Annotated in this window: 18 protein-coding genes; all 18 read left to right on the top strand. The window is 40.9% G+C overall.

Translation table 11 applies throughout. The features are described from left to right. Positions 1-385 (top strand): TatD family hydrolase (locus AC1DSB_RS04005; protein WP_477585816.1); only part of this gene is annotated, 385 nt, incomplete at its 5' end. A 129-nt stretch (positions 386-514) separates the two neighbouring features. Continuing rightward, the gene (locus AC1DSB_RS04000; protein WP_477585814.1) at positions 515-1,723 is read left to right on the top strand and encodes a ubiquitin-like domain-containing protein; all 1,209 of its coding nucleotides are present in this window, start codon (positions 515-517) and stop codon (positions 1,721-1,723) included. Positions 1,724-1,903: 180 nt separating this feature from the next. After that, on the top strand, positions 1,904-2,470 hold the full coding sequence (rnmV, locus tag AC1DSB_RS03995) for a ribonuclease M5 (RefSeq protein ID WP_477532335.1): 567 nt from the start codon (positions 1,904-1,906) through the stop codon (positions 2,468-2,470). Beyond that, the gene (gene rsmA / locus AC1DSB_RS03990) at positions 2,463-3,356 is read left to right on the top strand and encodes a 16S rRNA (adenine(1518)-N(6)/adenine(1519)-N(6))-dimethyltransferase RsmA (RefSeq protein WP_477532336.1); all 894 of its coding nucleotides are present in this window, start codon (positions 2,463-2,465) and stop codon (positions 3,354-3,356) included. Before rnmV ends, rsmA begins: the two co-directional genes overlap by 8 nt. Positions 3,357-3,503: 147 nt before the next feature. Then, a complete protein-coding gene (gene veg, locus AC1DSB_RS03985; protein WP_016429962.1) occupies positions 3,504-3,767 on the top strand; it encodes a biofilm formation stimulator Veg in 264 nt (87 codons plus the stop codon). A 114-nt stretch (positions 3,768-3,881) separates the two neighbouring features. Next, positions 3,882-4,070, top strand: coding sequence for a small, acid-soluble spore protein, alpha/beta type (locus AC1DSB_RS03980; RefSeq protein WP_016429961.1), 189 nt, complete (start codon positions 3,882-3,884; stop codon positions 4,068-4,070). A 158-nt stretch (positions 4,071-4,228) separates the two neighbouring features. Then, the gene (gene ispE, locus AC1DSB_RS03975; RefSeq protein ID WP_477585812.1) at positions 4,229-5,095 is read left to right on the top strand and encodes a 4-(cytidine 5'-diphospho)-2-C-methyl-D-erythritol kinase; all 867 of its coding nucleotides are present in this window, start codon (positions 4,229-4,231) and stop codon (positions 5,093-5,095) included. 56 nt (positions 5,096-5,151) lie between these two features. After that, complete coding sequence (gene purR / locus AC1DSB_RS03970) at positions 5,152-5,982, top strand: pur operon repressor (protein WP_342542610.1); 831 nt, start codon at positions 5,152-5,154, stop codon at positions 5,980-5,982. After that, the gene (locus AC1DSB_RS03965) at positions 5,982-6,356 is read left to right on the top strand and encodes a RidA family protein (RefSeq protein ID WP_016429958.1); all 375 of its coding nucleotides are present in this window, start codon (positions 5,982-5,984) and stop codon (positions 6,354-6,356) included. Before purR ends, AC1DSB_RS03965 begins: the two co-directional genes overlap by 1 nt. A 153-nt stretch (positions 6,357-6,509) precedes the next feature. Beyond that, complete coding sequence (gene spoVG / locus AC1DSB_RS03960; protein WP_016429957.1) at positions 6,510-6,800, top strand: septation regulator SpoVG; 291 nt, start codon at positions 6,510-6,512, stop codon at positions 6,798-6,800. A 1,217-nt stretch (positions 6,801-8,017) separates the two neighbouring features. Next, entirely contained in the window at positions 8,018-9,379 is a 1,362-nt protein-coding gene (gene glmU / locus AC1DSB_RS03955; RefSeq protein ID WP_477531818.1) for a bifunctional UDP-N-acetylglucosamine diphosphorylase/glucosamine-1-phosphate N-acetyltransferase GlmU, read from the top strand. 24 nt (positions 9,380-9,403) lie between these two features. Then, the gene (locus AC1DSB_RS03950) at positions 9,404-10,363 is read left to right on the top strand and encodes a ribose-phosphate diphosphokinase (protein ID WP_016429955.1); all 960 of its coding nucleotides are present in this window, start codon (positions 9,404-9,406) and stop codon (positions 10,361-10,363) included. Between the two features lie 75 nt (positions 10,364-10,438). Then, positions 10,439-11,095 carry a 50S ribosomal protein L25/general stress protein Ctc gene (locus AC1DSB_RS03945; RefSeq protein WP_477531817.1) on the top strand — a complete coding sequence of 219 codons (657 nt, stop codon included), beginning with the start codon at positions 10,439-10,441 and terminating at the stop codon, positions 11,093-11,095. Between the two features lie 106 nt (positions 11,096-11,201). Next, positions 11,202-11,765, top strand: coding sequence for an aminoacyl-tRNA hydrolase (gene pth, locus AC1DSB_RS03940; RefSeq protein ID WP_477531816.1), 564 nt, complete (start codon positions 11,202-11,204; stop codon positions 11,763-11,765). Positions 11,766-11,820: 55 nt separating this feature from the next. Then, entirely contained in the window at positions 11,821-12,048 is a 228-nt protein-coding gene (locus AC1DSB_RS03935) for an anti-sigma-F factor Fin (protein ID WP_016429952.1), read from the top strand. A 292-nt stretch (positions 12,049-12,340) separates the two neighbouring features. Then, complete coding sequence (gene mfd / locus AC1DSB_RS03930) at positions 12,341-15,883, top strand: transcription-repair coupling factor (RefSeq protein WP_477585810.1); 3,543 nt, start codon at positions 12,341-12,343, stop codon at positions 15,881-15,883. Between the two features lie 90 nt (positions 15,884-15,973). Further along, positions 15,974-16,510, top strand: coding sequence for a stage V sporulation protein T (spoVT, locus tag AC1DSB_RS03925; RefSeq protein WP_016429950.1), 537 nt, complete (start codon positions 15,974-15,976; stop codon positions 16,508-16,510). A 388-nt stretch (positions 16,511-16,898) separates the two neighbouring features. Beyond that, a partial coding sequence (locus AC1DSB_RS03920) for a putative polysaccharide biosynthesis protein (protein ID WP_477585808.1) occupies positions 16,899-18,113 on the top strand: 1,215 nt, incomplete at its 3' end.

Raw genomic sequence — 18,113 nt, 5'->3', positions numbered from 1 at the left:
CCGTGATGCTACCGAAGATGTCATCCGCATTTTACAGGAAGAACAGGCTGAAAAAACCGGAGGAGTAATGCATTGTTATGGTGGCAGTGTTGAAACCGCTAAAATCTGCATTGATTTAAATTTCATGATTTCCCTTGGGGGTCCCGTGACTTTCAAAAATGCGAAGAAGCCGAAAGAAGTAGCTGCCGAAATTCCTTTGGAGTATTTAATGATTGAAACAGATGCTCCTTACTTGGCACCTCATCCACATAGAGGAAAACGCAATGAACCGGCACTCGTAACACTTGTAGCAGAAGAAATCGCTCGTTTGAAAGATGTTTCAATTGATGAAGTGGCAAGAGCCACGACTGAAAATGCCATAAAATTTTACAAACTACCTGTATAAAAACTGGAACCGTCTCCAATACTTGGACAAAGGAGGAGCTTTCAACCAGAATAGTTTGACTAATTTAGAATGGTTGACAGGCATTTTTGAAATCTATATAATCACACGAGTGATAAGGAGGCGTTTTTCATGTCAAATAATTCCATGAAAAACCTGTTCACCAAAGCATTGAGGAGTAAACAAATAGGAATAGCAGCAATCGCAGTTATCTTAATTGTTTCAGTAATATCAGCCGTTCTTTTCATAGGAACGAAACAAACTGTCGCTTTGACGGTTAATGGTAAACAACAAGAAGTTAACACCCATGCAGATACAGTTGGAGACTTATTAAATGAACAAAACATAAAAGTTTCCGACGCTGATTTAGTGTCACCCTCATTGAACACGAAGATAGAAGAAGGACTTTCTATTAAGTGGGAGCAGGCAAAAAAAATTACGATTACAGTTGATGGGAAAAAACAAACCATCCAAACAACTGCTAATCAAGTTAGTGAAGTTTTAGCAGAAGCAAAGATTGAAGTTTCTGAGCAAGATAAGTTAACACCTGGGCTTGATGCCAAGGTCGGACCCGATACAAACATTGCGATTGAAAAAGCGTTCCAAGTAACGCTCGTAGATGGTGTCAATGAAATGAAGGTTTGGTCCACTTCGACTACGGTCGCTGACTTTTTAAAACAACAAGAGATTCAAATGAATGAATTTGATCGTGTCGAACAAAGAATGGATGAACTAGTGATTCCAAACGATGTTATACAAGTCGTTCGCGTAGAAAAAGTCACCGATGTAGTGGAAGCAGCAACGAATTTCGCTGTGGAAACACGTAAAGATAAGAACCTGTTAAAAGGTAAAGAAAAAGTTGTACAAGAAGGTAAAAAAGGATCCGTTAAACAAACTTATGAAATAATTTCTGAAAACGGGAAACCGGTCGCCCGTATTCTAAAAGGCGAAGAAGTAGTTAGTGATCCAGCCAAGAAAGTCGTGGCTATTGGAACGAAGATTGTTACGGCAAGCGTTTCACGTGGTGCCTCTAGTTCATCAGAACCTAATGGCAAAGAATTTTATGTCTCTGCGACAGCGTATACAGCTTACTGTAATGGCTGTTCTGGAATTACTGCTACAGGTATCGATTTGCGTTCAAACMCTAACTTAAAAGTAATAGCGGTAGATCCAAGTGTTATTGCATTGGGTTCCAAGGTTTGGGTAGAAGGCTATGGTTATGCAGTGGCTGGTGATACTGGTGGAGCGATCAAAGGAATGAAAATTGACTTGTTCATGCCAACAACAGATCAGGCATTTGGATTTGGGCGAAAACAGGTTCGGATTAAAGTATTGGACTAATTTAAATCCAGCTTTCCCATGTATTTTGGGAAAGCTTTTTCTCGTTTAGAGATAACAGAATGAAATTTGCCTCTTGTCGTTAGTGTCGGACTATCTTGGCCTGCTACGCTTTTCTATGTACATTGAATGCGTGCGCAAGTAAAATAGGCAAAGAAGCAGTTGGAAATGAGGCAGTGAATCGTGTTTATTGAAGAAGTAATAGTGGTGGAAGGCAAAGATGATACAACCGCTATTAAGCGTGCTGTGAGAGCGGATACCATCGAAACGAACGGATCTGCCATTTCACCAGAAACCATTCAGCGTATTCAGCATGCGCAAAATAAAAGAGGAGTCATTGTTTTTACAGATCCAGACTACCCCGGTAGACGTATTCGTGCCATTATTGAAGAACAGGTACAGGGTGTAAAGCATGCGTTTTTACCGAAAGAGAAAACCATTGCAAAAAATGGTAAAGGTCTTGGCATAGAGCATGCAGCGGATGAAGATATACGTCAAGCACTATTAAATGTATATACACCTAGAAATACGTTGAACGAAATAAAAGAAATTCCACTTCATCAATTGATGGAAGCCCGATTAATTGGGCATCCTAGTGCTAAAGTGCGTCGCGATAGACTTGGCGAACTTTTGCAGATTGGTTATACGAATGGAAAACAACTACAAAAAAGATTATCAATGTTCCAAATTGAAAGCGAGCAGTTAAAAAAAGCTTTAGCACAATTGGATCAGGAGGGCATACATGAGTAAAGATATTGCAACCCCAAAACGTACACAAGAAATATTAAAAAAATATGGATTTTCCTTTAAAAAGAGTTTAGGTCAAAATTTTTTAATCGATCCGAACGTACTTCATAATATTGTCAGTCATGCAAAGCTGACAAAAGATTCTGCTGCTATTGAAATCGGTCCTGGAATAGGTGCGTTGACAGAGCATTTAGCGCGTAATGCGGGACAAGTGGTTGCATTTGAAATCGATCAACGACTATTACCGGTGTTGGAAGATACGCTTTCTCCGTACGATAACGTAGAAATCGTCCATTCGGATATTTTAAAAGCCAACGTGGCAGAAGTGATGCAGGAAAAACTGGCAGGATACAAGGATGTTATGGTCGTAGCAAACTTACCTTATTATGTAACAACACCTATCTTGATTAAATTATTAATGGAAAAACTGCCGATTCGCGGAATGGTTGTCATGATGCAAAAAGAAGTGGCGGATCGCATCACAGCTTCTCCGAGCACGAAAGCATATGGATCATTGTCGATTGCCATTCAGTATTATATGAAGGCTGAAATTGCCATGACCGTTCCGAAAACAGTATTTATCCCACAACCTAATGTCGATTCAGCTGTCATTAAATTAACTAGACACGAGACGGCACCGGTACATGTTCAGGATGAAGATTTCTTATTCACGGTTTCGCGTTCTTCTTTTGCCCAACGCAGAAAAACCATTCTAAACAATTTGCAGTCACAACTTCCACATGGGAAAGAAAAGAAAGATTTGATTTTAGCTGCACTCGAAGGTGCGAACATAGATCCAACCCGTCGTGGGGAAACATTAACCATTCAAGAGTTCGGGAAATTGGCAGATTTATTGCTTCCAGATTTCAAGGAAACACTGACTTTATAACAAACTCAGCACACTTATTTTAAAAAAAGACAGCTGGATTATACGAAACTTATTGACAAGTGCTTTTGTTCATTGTTAAAATAATAAATTTGGTTGACAAATATTTTTTGATATGGTATGCTTGTTACTAAGTGAGGTGTAAGCGAAATGCCAAAAACTTTAGCTGATATTAAGAAGTCTTTAGATTGTCATTTAGGTAAACGTTTGCAATTAAAAGCAAACGGTGGTCGCAAGAAAACGATTGAACGAGCAGGCGTTTTACGTGAAACGTATCATGCAGTGTTCGTAGTGGATCTTGATCAGGACGAGAACGCTTTCGAGCGTGTGTCTTACAGCTACACAGATATTTTAACTGAAGCAGTAGAAATTACAATTGTTGACGGAATGCAAGAACTTGTAGTCGTCAAATAATCTTTCGCACTTATGTACTTATTTTTTATCAAAACACTCTTGGGTTATATTCCATGAGTGTTTTTTTGTTTTCAGTGCATACTACATTTGTCAGTCCTCAAGAGGAGGAAAAACATGCCACGTAATCGTGTAATGTCAGATCGTCTAAAAGAGGAAATTGCGAAAGAACTTGGATTTTACAATGTCGTTGAGCGTGACGGTTGGGGAGGCATAACTTCTCGGAATGCTGGTAATATGGTAAAGCGAGCTGTTGAAATGGCACAGACCGGATTAATGAACGGGCAAAATCGCTACAAGAAGTAAGTCGCAATGATAATTTCTAATGGGACTGACAAAGGCGGAGCAATCCGCCTTTTTTTCGAATAAAAAGTCAAGCTGATATCTTTTCGAGGCCTCCTTTCCTAAATCACTAGCTGTGGTAAAATAGGGAACAGCAATGAACAGATGAAGGAGGCATAGCCATGCTTTATGTGAAAGCTCCTGCAAAAATTAATTTAACCCTGGATGTCCTACAAAAACGTCCGGATGGCTATCATGAAGTAGAAATGATTATGACAACGGTTGATTTGGCAGATCGTATTGGATTAGAACCGAGAATTGATGGTCAGATTCGTATAATTTCAGCTGACCGATATGTGCCGGATGATCACAGAAACTTAGCCTATCAAGCTGCTAAGTTATTAAAAGATACATATAAGATACAAGAAGGCGTATCGATTACTTTAGAGAAAAAAATACCTGTTGCTGCTGGTCTGGCAGGAGGAAGCAGTGATGCGGCCGCTACTTTAAAGGGATTGAATGAATTATGGGATTTGAAGTTGACTGCTGATCAATTAGCCGAACACGGGGCTAAAATTGGTTCGGATGTTTCGTTCTGTGTTTATGGAGGAACGGCATTGGCCACTGGTAGAGGAGAACAGATTCAGGAATTGCCGGCCCCGCCAAACTGCTGGATTATATTAGCTAAACCTTCGATAGGTGTATCGACGGCAGATGTCTACGGAAGTCTGAAAGTTAATGAAGTGGCCCATCCCAATACAAAAGAAATGATTCGTGCAATTCGTGAGAAAGATTATGTATTAATGTGTAATACTATGGGAAATGCATTGGAATCAGTTACGTTAAAAATGCATCCAGAGGTCTCCATGATCAAAGAACACATGATGAAATTTGGARCAGATGCGGTATTAATGAGTGGTAGTGGTCCAACAGTATTTGGCGTAGTTCAACACGAGTCCAGAGTGAATAGAATCTATAATGGTTTAAGAGGCTTTTGTGACGAAGTGTATGCAGTCAGATTGTTGGGAGAGCGAGATGCACTTGCCTAAAACCGTATATTTGTTTAAACTTACGTATAAATCATTCGTGTTTAGGAGTGTGGCCAATGAAGTGGAAACGCAGTGAGCGACTCGTTGATATGACTCATTATTTGTTAGACCATCCCCAACAGTTAATTCCATTAACATTGTTTGCGGATATGTACCAATCTGCTAAATCTTCAATAAGTGAAGATTTGACCATTGTGAAAGAAACGTTCGAAGAAAAAGGCATCGGCTTGTTAATGACAGTCCCAGGGGCCGCTGGCGGGGTTAAGTATATTCCAAGTATGCGTGATGAGGCGGTTCGTGAAGTCATTAAAGACTTTATGGACGAGCTTGGTCACTCAGACCGTTTGTTACCTGGTGGGTATTTATTTATGACGGATTTACTTGGAAATCCTGAACTGATGAATCGTGTAGGAAAAGTATTTGCTTCAGCGTTTGCCAAACAACCAATCGATGTCATTATGACCGTGGCGACAAAAGGGATTCCGATTGCTCATGCCATTGCTCGTCATTTAAATGTACCTGTTGTGGTCGTACGTCGAGATAGCAAAGTTACGGAAGGTTCTACTGTCAGCATTAACTATGTTTCTGGATCTTCACGTCGTATCCAGACGATGGTGTTGTCAAAACGCAGTATGAAGAGTGGACAACGCGTTCTTATTACGGACGACTTCATGAAAGTCGGCGGTACAATGAATGGCATGAAAAACTTACTTGAAGAATTCAATTGCCAATTAGCAGGTGTTGCCGTATTAGTTGAAGCGGAGCACGCCGACGAACAGTTAATTGAAAATTATTTATCACTTGTAAAACTGCATGAAGTAAATGAAAAAGATCGTACGATTGCTTTAACAGAAGGTAATTATTTTTCGAAAGGTGGAAATGAATAATGAAAGCAGTATCGACAACTAAAGCACCAGCAGCAATAGGACCATACGTTCAAGGAATGATTGTAAACGGCATGTTTTATAGTTCGGGCCAAATTCCATTGACAGCTGAAGGGAATATGGTGGAAGGCTCAATTACAGAACAAACTCACCAAGTTTTCGCAAATTTAAAAGCTGTACTTGAAGAAGCGGGATCATCTTTACAACAAGTGGTGAAGACAACTGTCTTCATTAAGAATATGAATGACTTTGTTGTATTCAACGAAATATATGGTCAGCATTTTGGTGAACATAAACCCGCACGTTCCACTGTTGAAGTGGCACGTTTGCCGAAAGATGCACAAGTGGAAATAGAGGTTATCGCGTTAATTTCATAAGATATTTTCGAGCCATAGAGATATTTTCTATGGTTCTTTTATTGCCCTCTTAAATATTTTAAAAATTCAATTAAAAAAGAAGGGAAAATATGATAAATGTAGAATATAGTTGTCAGAGACTGTAAGGCAACTAAGAAGAAAGGTGGTGAGACAATGGAAGTAACTGATGTAAGATTACGTCGAGTACAAACCGATGGCCGCATGCGTGCCATTGCTTCCATCACACTAGACAGCGAGTTTGTCGTTCATGATATTCGTGTCATTGACGGTAATACAGGGCTATTTGTGGCCATGCCAAGTAAACGGACACCAGATGGAGAATTTCGAGATATTGCACACCCGATTAATTCTGGGACACGTACAAAAATTCAAGAAGCTGTATTGAACGCTTACGAGGAGTCTAGCGAAGAAGACATGATTCCCTATGAAGAAGCAGGAGCTTAATAGATTAGATTAAGAGACTTGTCATGTCGTATGATAGGTTTCTTTTTTTGTAATAACATTAATCAATCTCTCTTTTGATGACGGCGTCCATGCTATTGCTCTGACGATGTCATCTAGTATTTTGATTTCAAATGGATTGGCCATCAAGGTAATAGGAGACTAAACTTCCTCTCTAAATTCTCTATGTACGTCATGCAAAATGTGAAAGAGAAGTGAAATAGCAAGAAAAGGACTTCCACCTTAGGGTGAGAAGTCCTTTCAGACTGTAGACAAACAAAAAATGAGTGAATATAACTGTATACTATTGAAAAAGAGCCTATGCAAGAAAATGTTGATCTCCATTGCGGCGGACGCGTTTCGCGGGCACGGCTTCAGTCTCCTCGTCACTAGAAAAACCGGTGCTCCTGTTTCTGCATCGCTCTGCTAGCTTCGAAACATGAAAGTGCGTTGCATCGCTTCGCTAGCTTCGTCGCAAACGAATAGTGCAACTTACATTTGCACTATTCGTTTCCTGCGGGKYCTTCAGCTCGTGCTGTTCCCGCTGAAAAGATTGGRACCAAAGGCAATTTGGTCCTAATCTTTGCGACGAGTAACCGCAGGAGCAGTTGTTTTCCACCGCCTCCACTCCWATCAAAAGAAATTGCTTYTGTAAGCGTGTCTCTGCAAAATATTTAAGTTGGAAGGTGGTTGGCTATTTCTGAAGACTCCTGCGGAAAAACGAAACAAGCTAGACCCCACAGGCTCAGCTGTCATGACAGCTGAGCCGAGGAGGCTAGCGTTTCGTCCGCGGAAAGCGAAAGAAATAGCCGACCACAATCTTTTTCGATAGAGTGCAAAAAATAAGTACTCAAGTTTTATACTTTTATATTAATTATTCTTTTGTCAAAAAGCTGAAAGGACTTCCACCTTAGGGTGAGAAGTCCTTTTTAATGTCTAGTTTCAAAAGCTAGTCTGCACATAGTAAATGGACAAAAAACCCAAAATTAGAGAAGGTCTGTGCCTTGGCCGGAGTCTGGCGAGGGAGAGATTTTGTGCTTATCTTTGTGGGCATCTCCAAGCTTTAGTACAAAATCAAGAGTGTCTCTTAGATTTTTTAAATAAAAAAGGTTAATAATAATGGTTTTGTCATCAATTTGTCAAGCGGGATTTCCTTGAATTACGGGTCTATTTCGGCTATAGTCAAAAGAGTAAATTGAACCTATTGGAGGACTCACTAGATGGCACAAACATATGCAGTGGTATTAGCTGCTGGTCAAGGTACACGTATGAAGTCCAAATTATATAAAGTACTACATCCTGTCTGTGGCAAACCGATGGTTGAACATGTGATCGATCACATTCAAGGTATTGGAGCCGAACGAATTGTGACAATCGTTGGCCACGGTGCTGAAAAAGTACAGGATCAACTGGGAAGCCGTAGTGAGTACGCACTTCAAGAACAACAACTCGGTACGGCCCATGCAGTATTGCAGGCAAGTGAGGTATTAGGAAATCTATCTGGGACAACTCTTGTCATTTGTGGTGATACTCCGCTGATTCGCCCAGAAACAATGAAAGCGCTTCTAGCACACCATCACGAAACGGCTGCGAAAGCAACGATTCTTACTGGGATTCCTGAAAATCCTACAGGTTATGGCCGCATTATTCGTAATGCAGAAGGACATGTTGAACGCATCGTGGAACAAAAAGATGCTTCGCCTGAAGAACAAAAAGTGAAAGAAATTAACTCTGGCACATACTGCTTTGACAATGAATCCTTATTCGCAGCGTTAAAACTTGTGAAAAATGATAATTCTCAAGGTGAATATTATTTACCGGATGTTATTGAAATATTGAAAAACCAGGGCTCTATCATTTCTGCTTATGCGACAGATGATTTTGAAGAGACTCTAGGCGTAAATGATCGTGTGGCACTATCGCAAGCTGAAACATTGATGCGCGAGCGGATCGTTGAGAAACATATGCGCAACGGTGTAACTATTATTAATCCAACAAATACATTCATCAGCGCGGATGCGGTAATCGGTTCAGATACTGTGTTGCAACCTGGTGTCATAATTGAAGGAGTCAGTGAAATCGGGGAAGATTGCCTGATTGGTCCGAATAGTCATATCACAAACAGCAGAATCGGTCATCGTACAACTGTCCATTCGTCCGTTGTCACTCAAAGTGTTATTGGGGAAGATACGGCTGTTGGTCCGTTTGCACACATTCGCCCAGATTCAGAAATTGGCAATGCTGCAAAAATCGGCAACTTTGTAGAAATTAAGAAAACGAAATTAGGTAACCAATCGAAAGTATCACACCTAAGTTATATTGGTGATGCTGAGGTTGGTGAACGAGTAAATATTGGCTGTGGTACGATTACAGTGAACTATGATGGTAAGAATAAATTTGTTACAACAATTGAGAATGATTCATTCGTAGGGTGTAATTCAAATTTGATTGCTCCTGTCAGCATTGGTCAAGGCGCTTATGTAGCGGCTGGATCGACCATTACGAAAAATGTGCCAGCACAAGCTTTGGCAATTGGTCGAGCCCGTCAAGAAAACAAAGAAGGATATGTCAAAAAAAACTAAACTTAAAATAATAGGAGGAACATCATGGCTTACCATTATGCAGATACTAAATTAAAAATCTTTTCATTAAACTCAAACCATTCACTTGCGAAAGAATTGGCGGATGAAGTTGGGGTATCTCTAGGGAAAATTTCCGTAAACCGTTTTAGTGATGGTGAAGTTCAAATAAACATTGAAGAAAGTATTCGTGGCTGTGACGTCTTCATCATTCAGTCAACTTCTTCTCCTGTAAATGAAAACTTAATGGAGCTTTTAATTATGGTAGATGCTGTGAAACGTGCTTCAGCACGCACAGTTAACGTTGTTCTTCCTTACTATGGTTATGCCCGCCAAGACCGTAAAGCACGTGCTCGTGAACCAATCACGGCTAAATTAGTGGCAAACCTTCTTGAAACTGCTGGTGCAACTCGTGCTATCGTGTTAGATTTGCATGCACCTCAAATCCAAGGTTTCTTCGATATTTTAATCGATCATTTAATCGCGGTACCTATTTTGTCTGACTACTTCTTAGAGAAAAACATTGACCCATCTGAAATCGTGATTGTTTCTCCTGATCACGGTGGAGTTACACGTGCACGCAAAATGGCAGATAGATTGAAAGCACCAATTGCCATCATCGACAAACGTCGCCCGCGTCCTAATGTTGCAGAAGTAATGAACATTGTTGGTAATGTGGAAGGCAAAATAGCCATCCTAATCGACGATATCATTGATACAGCGGGTACAATTACAATCGCTGCGAATGCATTAGTAGAAAGTGGCGCGAAAGAAGTATATGCATGCTGTACACATCCTGTATTATCAGGTCCAGCAATCGAACGTATCGATAACTCAGTAATTAAAGAGTTAGTCATCACGAACTCAATCGAATTACCTGAAGAAAAGAATTCTCCAAAAATCATTCAATTGTCAGTTGCCCATCTTTTAGCTGAAGCAATTGTTCGTGTGTTTGAAGAGAAATCTGTCAGCACTTTATTCGATTGATGCGTCGAATGTTTCATTTTCTGTAAGTTGGGTAAACATAATACCAGAATGACTTACACAGGAGAGTGAAAATAGATGGCTACAACAGTAAAAACACAATCACGTGAAATAGGTAAACGATCTAATTTAACGAAATTACGCGATGAGGGCTTTGTGCCTGCAGTCGTATATGGTTATAAAACAGAATCTTCTTCAATCGCAGTTAGCGAATTGGATTTATTAAAAACACTTCGTGAGGTTGGGCGCAACGGTGTAATGAAATTAGACGTTGATGGTAAACCAGTAAATGTAGTATTAAGTGACTACCAAATGGACGTTTTGAAAGGTAAGTTCGTCCATGCTGATTTCTTGGCCATCAATATGTCTGATGAATTAGATGTTAACGTAACGATTGTCATAACTGGCGATTCAGCTGTCGTTAAAGAAGGCGGCGTTTTGAGCCAACCAAATCGTGAAGTTACAATTAAAGTAAAACCTTCTGCAATTCCAGATTCAATTGAAGTAGATGTATCGGGTCTTGCAATTGGTGAGACATTAACAGTTGCTGATATTCGTGATAAATCTGAATATAATATCTTGAATGAAGATGATTTCACGTTAGTATCCGTTTCTGCGCCTCGTTCGGATGAAGAGTTAGAAACTACTGCTGATGAACCAGCTGTAGCGGAAGACGGAGAAAGCGAAGAAGCGTCTAAAATTGAAGGCCATCCAAAAGCAGAAACAAAAGAATAACCAGTATAATCAAAATGGGATTGTCTTTGGACAGTCCCATTTTTTTATGAACTATGTGCTTTGTGGTAAAATGGGAATCATTCAGAAGATAAAGGACGTATCGTTTATGAAAATGATTATCGGACTCGGCAACCCGGGGAAACCGTATGAACACACAAGGCATAATATTGGTTTTGATGTGGTGGATGAGTTGGCAAATCGATACAATTCTCCATTGAATCAAATGAAGTTCAAAGGAATGTACTCTATAGTACATAGACCTGAAGGAAAAGTTTTACTCGTTAAACCGCTTACTTATATGAATCTTTCTGGCGAATGTGTGGTCCCGATGATGGATTACTACGAAATAGCAGAAGAAGATATTGTGGTCATTTATGATGACCTGGATCTGTCGGTAGGTAAACTGAGACTTCGTCAAAAAGGCAGTGCAGGCGGGCATAATGGCATTAAATCGTTGATACATCATTTAGGTACACAAAACTTCAATCGCATCCGAGTAGGCGTAGATCGCCCACCTGCAGGCATGAAGGTACCTGACTATGTTTTATCAAGGTTTACATCAGAGGAAAAACCTTTGATGGATGAAGCATTGAAAAAAAGTGCAGATGCCTGCGAAGATTGGTTATCTTCACCTTTTCTTGAAGTGATGAATCGTTTTAATGGTGCATAAGGAATAAATTGAGTTCGACCGGTCTATACTTTGAAAAAGGAGGCCGGTCCGTACTATGGCAATTCATGTAAAGTGTCGGCACTGCAAGACAGAAATGGGGCAGCTATCAGGCCAATCCGCTCTGCAGCATGGTCGAGTAAAGCAAATGAGAGAAGAATTTGCAGAAGAGTTCTTCACACAAGATGAAGAAGGAACATTAACAGTGTCCAGCATTTGTGAGCATTGTGAAAAATCTCTACGAGATAACCCAAACTACTATGCTATACAAAAGTGGATACAATAAGAATAAGCTTTGGCGCGGGTCTCGCGCACAAAGCCTTTTTCTGTTTAGATAGCACTGGTTTTTGGTTATTAGAGTGATAGAACACATCTCTATCTTTTCATGTCTAGCTCCAAGTGCCAGCCCGCACCTAAGCTTGGGCCAACAGGATGTTGGTGATGAAGGCGTCGCGACACGATGTCGCGGATTTAGCCTTCCATCCCAATATCATGCGAAAGCAGGCTTTCGAATCGGACTTCCAGCACCGGAGTCGGACTAGATTGGCTCTTTGCGCTTTTCTTATAAGGAGGTTCGTATGGAACCATTACATCAATTATTTATGAAAGACCATCATATAAAGACGTTGCTGACAGATCTTCAAACTGGAGTCGATCAGCAGCTTGTGACAGGCCTCACGGGAGGAGCCCGTCCACTATTTATACACTCTATGGCAAAGGAGACGGAGAGACCAATTTTAGTAGTGTCCCCGAATCTATTACAGGCACAGCGATTGTTTGAAGATATGGTAAAGCTGCTAGGTGAAGATGAAGTTCGTTTATATCCAGCTGATGAATTAATCGCGGCAGATTTGTCTGTATCGAGTCCAGAGCTTCGTGCAGAGCGTATTGAAACGCTTGATTTCATGCTGTCCCAAAAACGAGGAGTTGTCATCACACCAATTGCAGGTCTTCGTCGCCATATGCCAAATTTAGCTCAATGGAGAGCGAGTCGCCTAGAAACAGCTATCGGACAAGAAGTGAAAWTGGACGAATGGCTGGATCAGTTAGTGGCGATGGGTTACTCCAGACAAGCAATGGTTACCGCGCCGGGAGAGTTTGCTTTGCGTGGAGGTATTTTGGATATTTATCCGATTTACTTGCAACATCCAGTACGTCTTGAATTTTTCGATACTGAAGTGGATTCAATACGCACGTTTTCTGCGGAAGATCAGCGTTCCATTGAAAAGCTGAAAGAAGTCTGTATCCTGCCAGCAACGGAATTTGTGTGGACGCGACAACAACTTATGATTCTGGCTGAGAAATTAGAAGAATCATTGGCTGGTAGTTTAAAAAAATTGAAGAAGCCCGAAACGAAAGAACTTCTGCTTCAACATATCAATCATGACATCGAATTGCTGAGACAAGGCGATATTCCAGAACAAATGACGAAGTATGTATCCATTCTCGAAGACCACCCTACTTTCCTGGGCGATTATTTTGCTCAAGACGGTTTGGTGTTATTTGATGAGCTCGGCCGTATACAAGAGACAACGGATTCATTGGAACGTGAAGAGAAAGATTGGTATGTTTCATTGCTTGAAGAAGGCAAGACGGTTCATGATGTAAAGCTTTCGTTCAGTTTTAAAGAAATTCTTGGGATGTTGGATCAGAAGAAAATTTATTTTTCTTTGTTTGCTCGTACTTTCTCGGGTATTTCATTAAAGAAATCGATTGCGTTTTCTTGTAAACCAATGCAACATTTCCATGGGCAAATGAGTGTCCTAAAAAACGAAATGGAACGGTTTGAAGCCGGCAAGTTCTTTATTTTTGTCTTGGCTGAAGGAAATGAACGTCAGAAAAAAGTAAAAGACGTTTTGGAAGATTACGGGATGGACAGTCATGTCCTTACGAAACAAGAAGCACCAGATCAACCAGGGATATATATTATCGATGGAGAAATTTCGAGTGGTTTTGAATTGCCACTCCAACGAATTGCCTTAATGACGGACGAGGAACTATTTAAACAGCGACCTAAAAAGAAATCACGTCCACAAAAAATGACGAATGCTGAACGAATCAAAAGTTACTCCGAAATCAAACCTGGTGATCATATTGTTCATATTCACCACGGGATTGGGAAATATATAGGCATTGAAACGCTTGAAATCAATGGCATTCACAAAGACTATTTGCACATTCGCTACCGTGCGGAAGATAAATTGTTTGTACCGGTCGATCAAATCGATCAAATTCAAAAATATGTCGCTTCGGAAGAGAGAGAGCCTAAGCTCCATAAGTTAGGTGGCGCAGACTGGAAGAAAACAAAAACTAAAGTCTCGGCAGCAGTACAAGATATTGYGGACGACTTAATAAAACTATATGCCAAACGCGAATCTGAAAAAGGGCATGCTTTTGAGCCTGATCAAGATATGCAGCAAGCTTTTGAAACGGCTTTTCCATATGAAGAAACAGACGATCAATTGCGCTCCATTGAAGAAGTTAAACGTGATATGGAAAAAGAACGACCAATGGACCGCTTGATTTGTGGGGATGTTGGGTACGGCAAGACGGAAGTGGCAATTCGTGCCGCTTTTAAAGCTGTGCAGGACAGTAAACAAGTGGCCTTCCTTGTACCGACGACCATCTTGGCACAACAGCATTACGAAACAATGAAAGAGCGATTTGCCGATTTCCCTGTGGAAGTTGGTTTGTTGAGTCGATTCCGTTCGAAAAAGCAACAAACCGAAACTACAAAAGGATTAAAAGCAGGCACAATCGATGTAGTCGTGGGCACACATCGTTTATTATCAAAAGACATTGTGTATCACGATTTAGGATTGCTTATTGTCGATGAAGAACAACGCTTTGGTGTGACACATAAAGAAAAAATCAAGCAATTGAAAACGAATGTAGATGTCTTGACGTTAACAGCGACTCCAATTCCAAGGACACTACATATGTCGATGATAGGTGTACGTGATTTATCGGTAATCGAAACGCCACCAGCCAATCGTTTCCCGGTGCAGACATATGTAATGGAACAGAACGGTGCATTAGTGCGAGAAGCCATAGAACGTGAAATGGCGCGAGGAGGCCAAGCGTTTTATCTATACAATCGTGTAGAAGATATGGCACGCAAAGTGGAGGAAATCCAAATGCTTGTGCCTGAAGCACGTGTTGGCTTTGCACATGGGCAAATGACTGAAAGAGAGTTAGAGTCCGTCATTCTGGCATTTTTGGAGGGCGATTACGATGTACTCGTTACTACAACGATTATTGAAACAGGGATTGATATCCCTAATGTTAATACACTTATAGTGCAAAATGCAGATCGCATGGGACTCTCTCAACTGTATCAACTAAGAGGTCGTGTCGGCCGTTCAAACCGTGTGGCTTATGCGTACTTCATGTACCAACGGGATAAAGTGCTGACAGATGTCGCTGAAAAACGATTGCAAGCTATTAAAGAATTTACCGAGCTCGGTTCAGGATTTAAAATTGCCATGCGTGATTTATCGATTCGCGGAGCGGGGAATCTACTTGGTTCACAGCAACATGGCTTTATTGATTCGGTTGGATTTGATTTATACGCACAAATGTTACAAGAAGCAATCGAAGAGAAACAAACCGGCGTGAAACAGGAAGAAGTGCTTGATGTCGAGATTTCCTTGCCGTTTGATGCCTATTTGCCAGATGCTTACATTCCTGACGGATTCCAAAAAATTCAGATGTATAAACGCATTAAAGCTGTTGATAGTGAGAAAGACTACGAAGATTTAGTGGATGAATTAATTGACCGTTTTGGAAATATGCCGATTGAAGCAGAACGCTTAATGCGAATCGCCCGTATTAAAGTTTGGGCAAAAATTTCAGGTGTTGAATCGATTAAAGAACAACAAAAACAATTGGTCATAAAATTATCGAAAAAAGGCACACAAAATACGAATGGTGCCATGTTAGTGGAATCTTCAATGGACTATGGGCGAGCGGTTGGTTTCCAAATGAATAACCAACAACAATTACTTGTAACAATTGATGAAAAGAAAACTGCAAAACATCATCCATTCGATGTTTTGGAAGCCATGATGAAGCATTTGCCTGAAGCTCGAAAAGAAGTGAATTCCTTTGTTGGGGAGTAATGGAGACGCTTGCATATTTTATCCAAACATGACGCATACTGAGATAGAAATCAAAGAAATTTGAATTCTGTCGAAAGTGAGGCAACAAAGATGAAAGCTACAGGTATCGTCAGACGAATTGATGACCTAGGCCGTGTCGTCATTCCGAAGGAAATTAGAAGAACGCTTCGCATCCGTGAAGGAGATCCACTCGAAATATTTACGGACCGCGACGGCGAAGTCATTTTAAAAAAGTATTCCCCAATTAATGAACTCGGTGATTTTGCTCAGGAGTATGCTGAAACGCTTTATGCGACACTTGGCACTCCCGCTTTGATTAGCGACCGTGACGAAATGATTGCAGTAGCAGGTGTATCAAAAAAAGATTATTTGAACCGTCGACTGTCTTCTCAAGCAGAAGACATTCTACAAATGCGAACCATCGTTACGGAAAAAATCGAAAAATCGGTAGAATGGATTCCGGGACAAGTAGAACAAGTCAAATCGTATTGTGTAGCACCAATCATTGCTAGTGGTGATCCAATCGGCGCGGTCTACTTACTCTCAAAAGTCCACTTCATCGGTGAAGCCGAAATCAAAGCAGTAGAAACAGCAGCCCATTTCCTAGCCAAACAAATGGAACACTGAAAAGTGAAGTGCGCCGTGGTAGACCGACGCTGGCGCTGGAAGGATCGACTCGAAAACTTGTTTTCGCAGGAGAGCCTGAAGCTTAGGTGCGGTCTGGCGTACGTAACTAGACACTGAAAAGTGAAGTACGCCGTGGTAGACCGACGCCGGCGCTGGAAGGATGAAAGGCGAATGAATCGCCTTTCTGACCCCAAAGGGCCCGCGGACTGGCGTACGTAACTAGACACTGTTACGTGAAGTGGTATCGGAACTTGAACTGGAACTGAAAAGCGAAAAGCGTCTTCTTAATCAAATAAGAAGACGTTTTTTTCGTGTTATAATATACTCATCAAAAGCGCGGAATTCCGTGCATGGAACGAGCCACTGGTGATTGGAATGAGGAACAACTATGAACAATGAATGGACGATGCAAAAATTTATGAAAGGCACAGTTTTATTAACCATTGCCGCCTTAATCGTCAAAGCGCTAAGCGCAGTCTACAGAATCCCTTTTCAAAACATTGTGGGAGATCAAGGGTTTTACATATACCAGCAAGTCTATCCATTCATTGGAGTGCTAACCGTTTGGACATCGTATGGCTTTGCGGTAGCCATTTCAAAACTATTGGCCGATGCACATGACCAACCAGAATCTTATCAACGAGTAACCATTTTACGAACTGCTTTTATTTATTTAAGCGTAATATCAATCATCAGTTTTTCCTTGTTGTTCTCGGGAGCCGATGTGCTGGCTCGTTGGATGGGGGATGGGGAACTTGCGCAATTACTACGKACTGGCTCTTTTGTCGTATTATTGATGCCAGTGTTGGCTTTGTTGAAAGGATCTTTTCAAGCGGAAGGTCGAATGGAGCCAGTCGCTTATGGACAAGTAGTGGAGCAAACGGTTCGGGTGACGGTTATTTTAGTGGGAACATTTATTGTGGTGAAAACAGGCGCGTCTTTGTATGTTGCCGGAAGCACTGCTTTGTTAGGTGCTATCGTTGGTGAGATTGCAGGCATTGTGTTGCTTTTATTATTTGTTCGTAAAAAAACCAAACATGAAGTAGGAATGAGATTTCATAAGCACGTTAAAGTTGGACCCATTATCAAGGATTTGACCATTATTAGTTTAAGTGTCAGCATGAGCTCGCTTATTTTACTTTTTTTTCAAATGGTAGACTCTTTTACAATCTTCAGTAGTTTGACGGAAACAGGGATGGACCGAATAACTGCAATGGAAACGAAAGGCACGTATGACAGAGGATTGCCCCTCGTCCAAATGGGCATTCTCATCGCTTCAACCTTGTCACTTTCCATCGTTCCGTTGATTGCTCACACAACGCAAAAGAAGACAGGACGAAATGCGATTCCATATGCGCAATTAACGTTTCGAATTGCTCTTTTATTTGGAACCGCAGCCACACTGGGACTAATTCTAGTGTTACCGCCAGTTAATGAAATGTTGTTTGAAACAAGAGATTTATCCGCCACATTGATGGTATTTTGCATCCAAATCTTTTGGCTTTCATTAATTTTAACGATGACTTCTTTATTGCAAGGGTTGGGGAAAGTGGTCCTTCCTGCATTTTTGCTGATTGTGGGACTCGTATTGAAGTGGTTGTGT

It is taken from the genome of Paenisporosarcina sp. P4_E4_2 (genome assembly GCF_056401595.1).
This window is presented reverse-complemented; position numbering and strand designations above follow the sequence as displayed.

Coding starts and splice junctions, on each gene's coding strand:
- AC1DSB_RS03980 (WP_016429961.1), top strand. CDS start 3,882: ATGCCACGTAATCGTGTAATGTCAGATCGTCTAAAAGAGGAAATTGCG.
- veg (WP_016429962.1), top strand. CDS start 3,504: ATGCCAAAAACTTTAGCTGATATTAAGAAGTCTTTAGATTGTCATTTA.
- AC1DSB_RS03965 (WP_016429958.1), top strand. CDS start 5,982: ATGAAAGCAGTATCGACAACTAAAGCACCAGCAGCAATAGGACCATAC.
- glmU (WP_477531818.1), top strand. CDS start 8,018: ATGGCACAAACATATGCAGTGGTATTAGCTGCTGGTCAAGGTACACGT.
- AC1DSB_RS03945 (WP_477531817.1), top strand. CDS start 10,439: ATGGCTACAACAGTAAAAACACAATCACGTGAAATAGGTAAACGATCT.
- spoVG (WP_016429957.1), top strand. CDS start 6,510: ATGGAAGTAACTGATGTAAGATTACGTCGAGTACAAACCGATGGCCGC.
- AC1DSB_RS03950 (WP_016429955.1), top strand. CDS start 9,404: ATGGCTTACCATTATGCAGATACTAAATTAAAAATCTTTTCATTAAAC.
- AC1DSB_RS03935 (WP_016429952.1), top strand. CDS start 11,821: ATGGCAATTCATGTAAAGTGTCGGCACTGCAAGACAGAAATGGGGCAG.
- spoVT (WP_016429950.1), top strand. CDS start 15,974: ATGAAAGCTACAGGTATCGTCAGACGAATTGATGACCTAGGCCGTGTC.
- rsmA (WP_477532336.1), top strand. CDS start 2,463: ATGAGTAAAGATATTGCAACCCCAAAACGTACACAAGAAATATTAAAA.
- purR (WP_342542610.1), top strand. CDS start 5,152: ATGAAGTGGAAACGCAGTGAGCGACTCGTTGATATGACTCATTATTTG.
- pth (WP_477531816.1), top strand. CDS start 11,202: ATGAAAATGATTATCGGACTCGGCAACCCGGGGAAACCGTATGAACAC.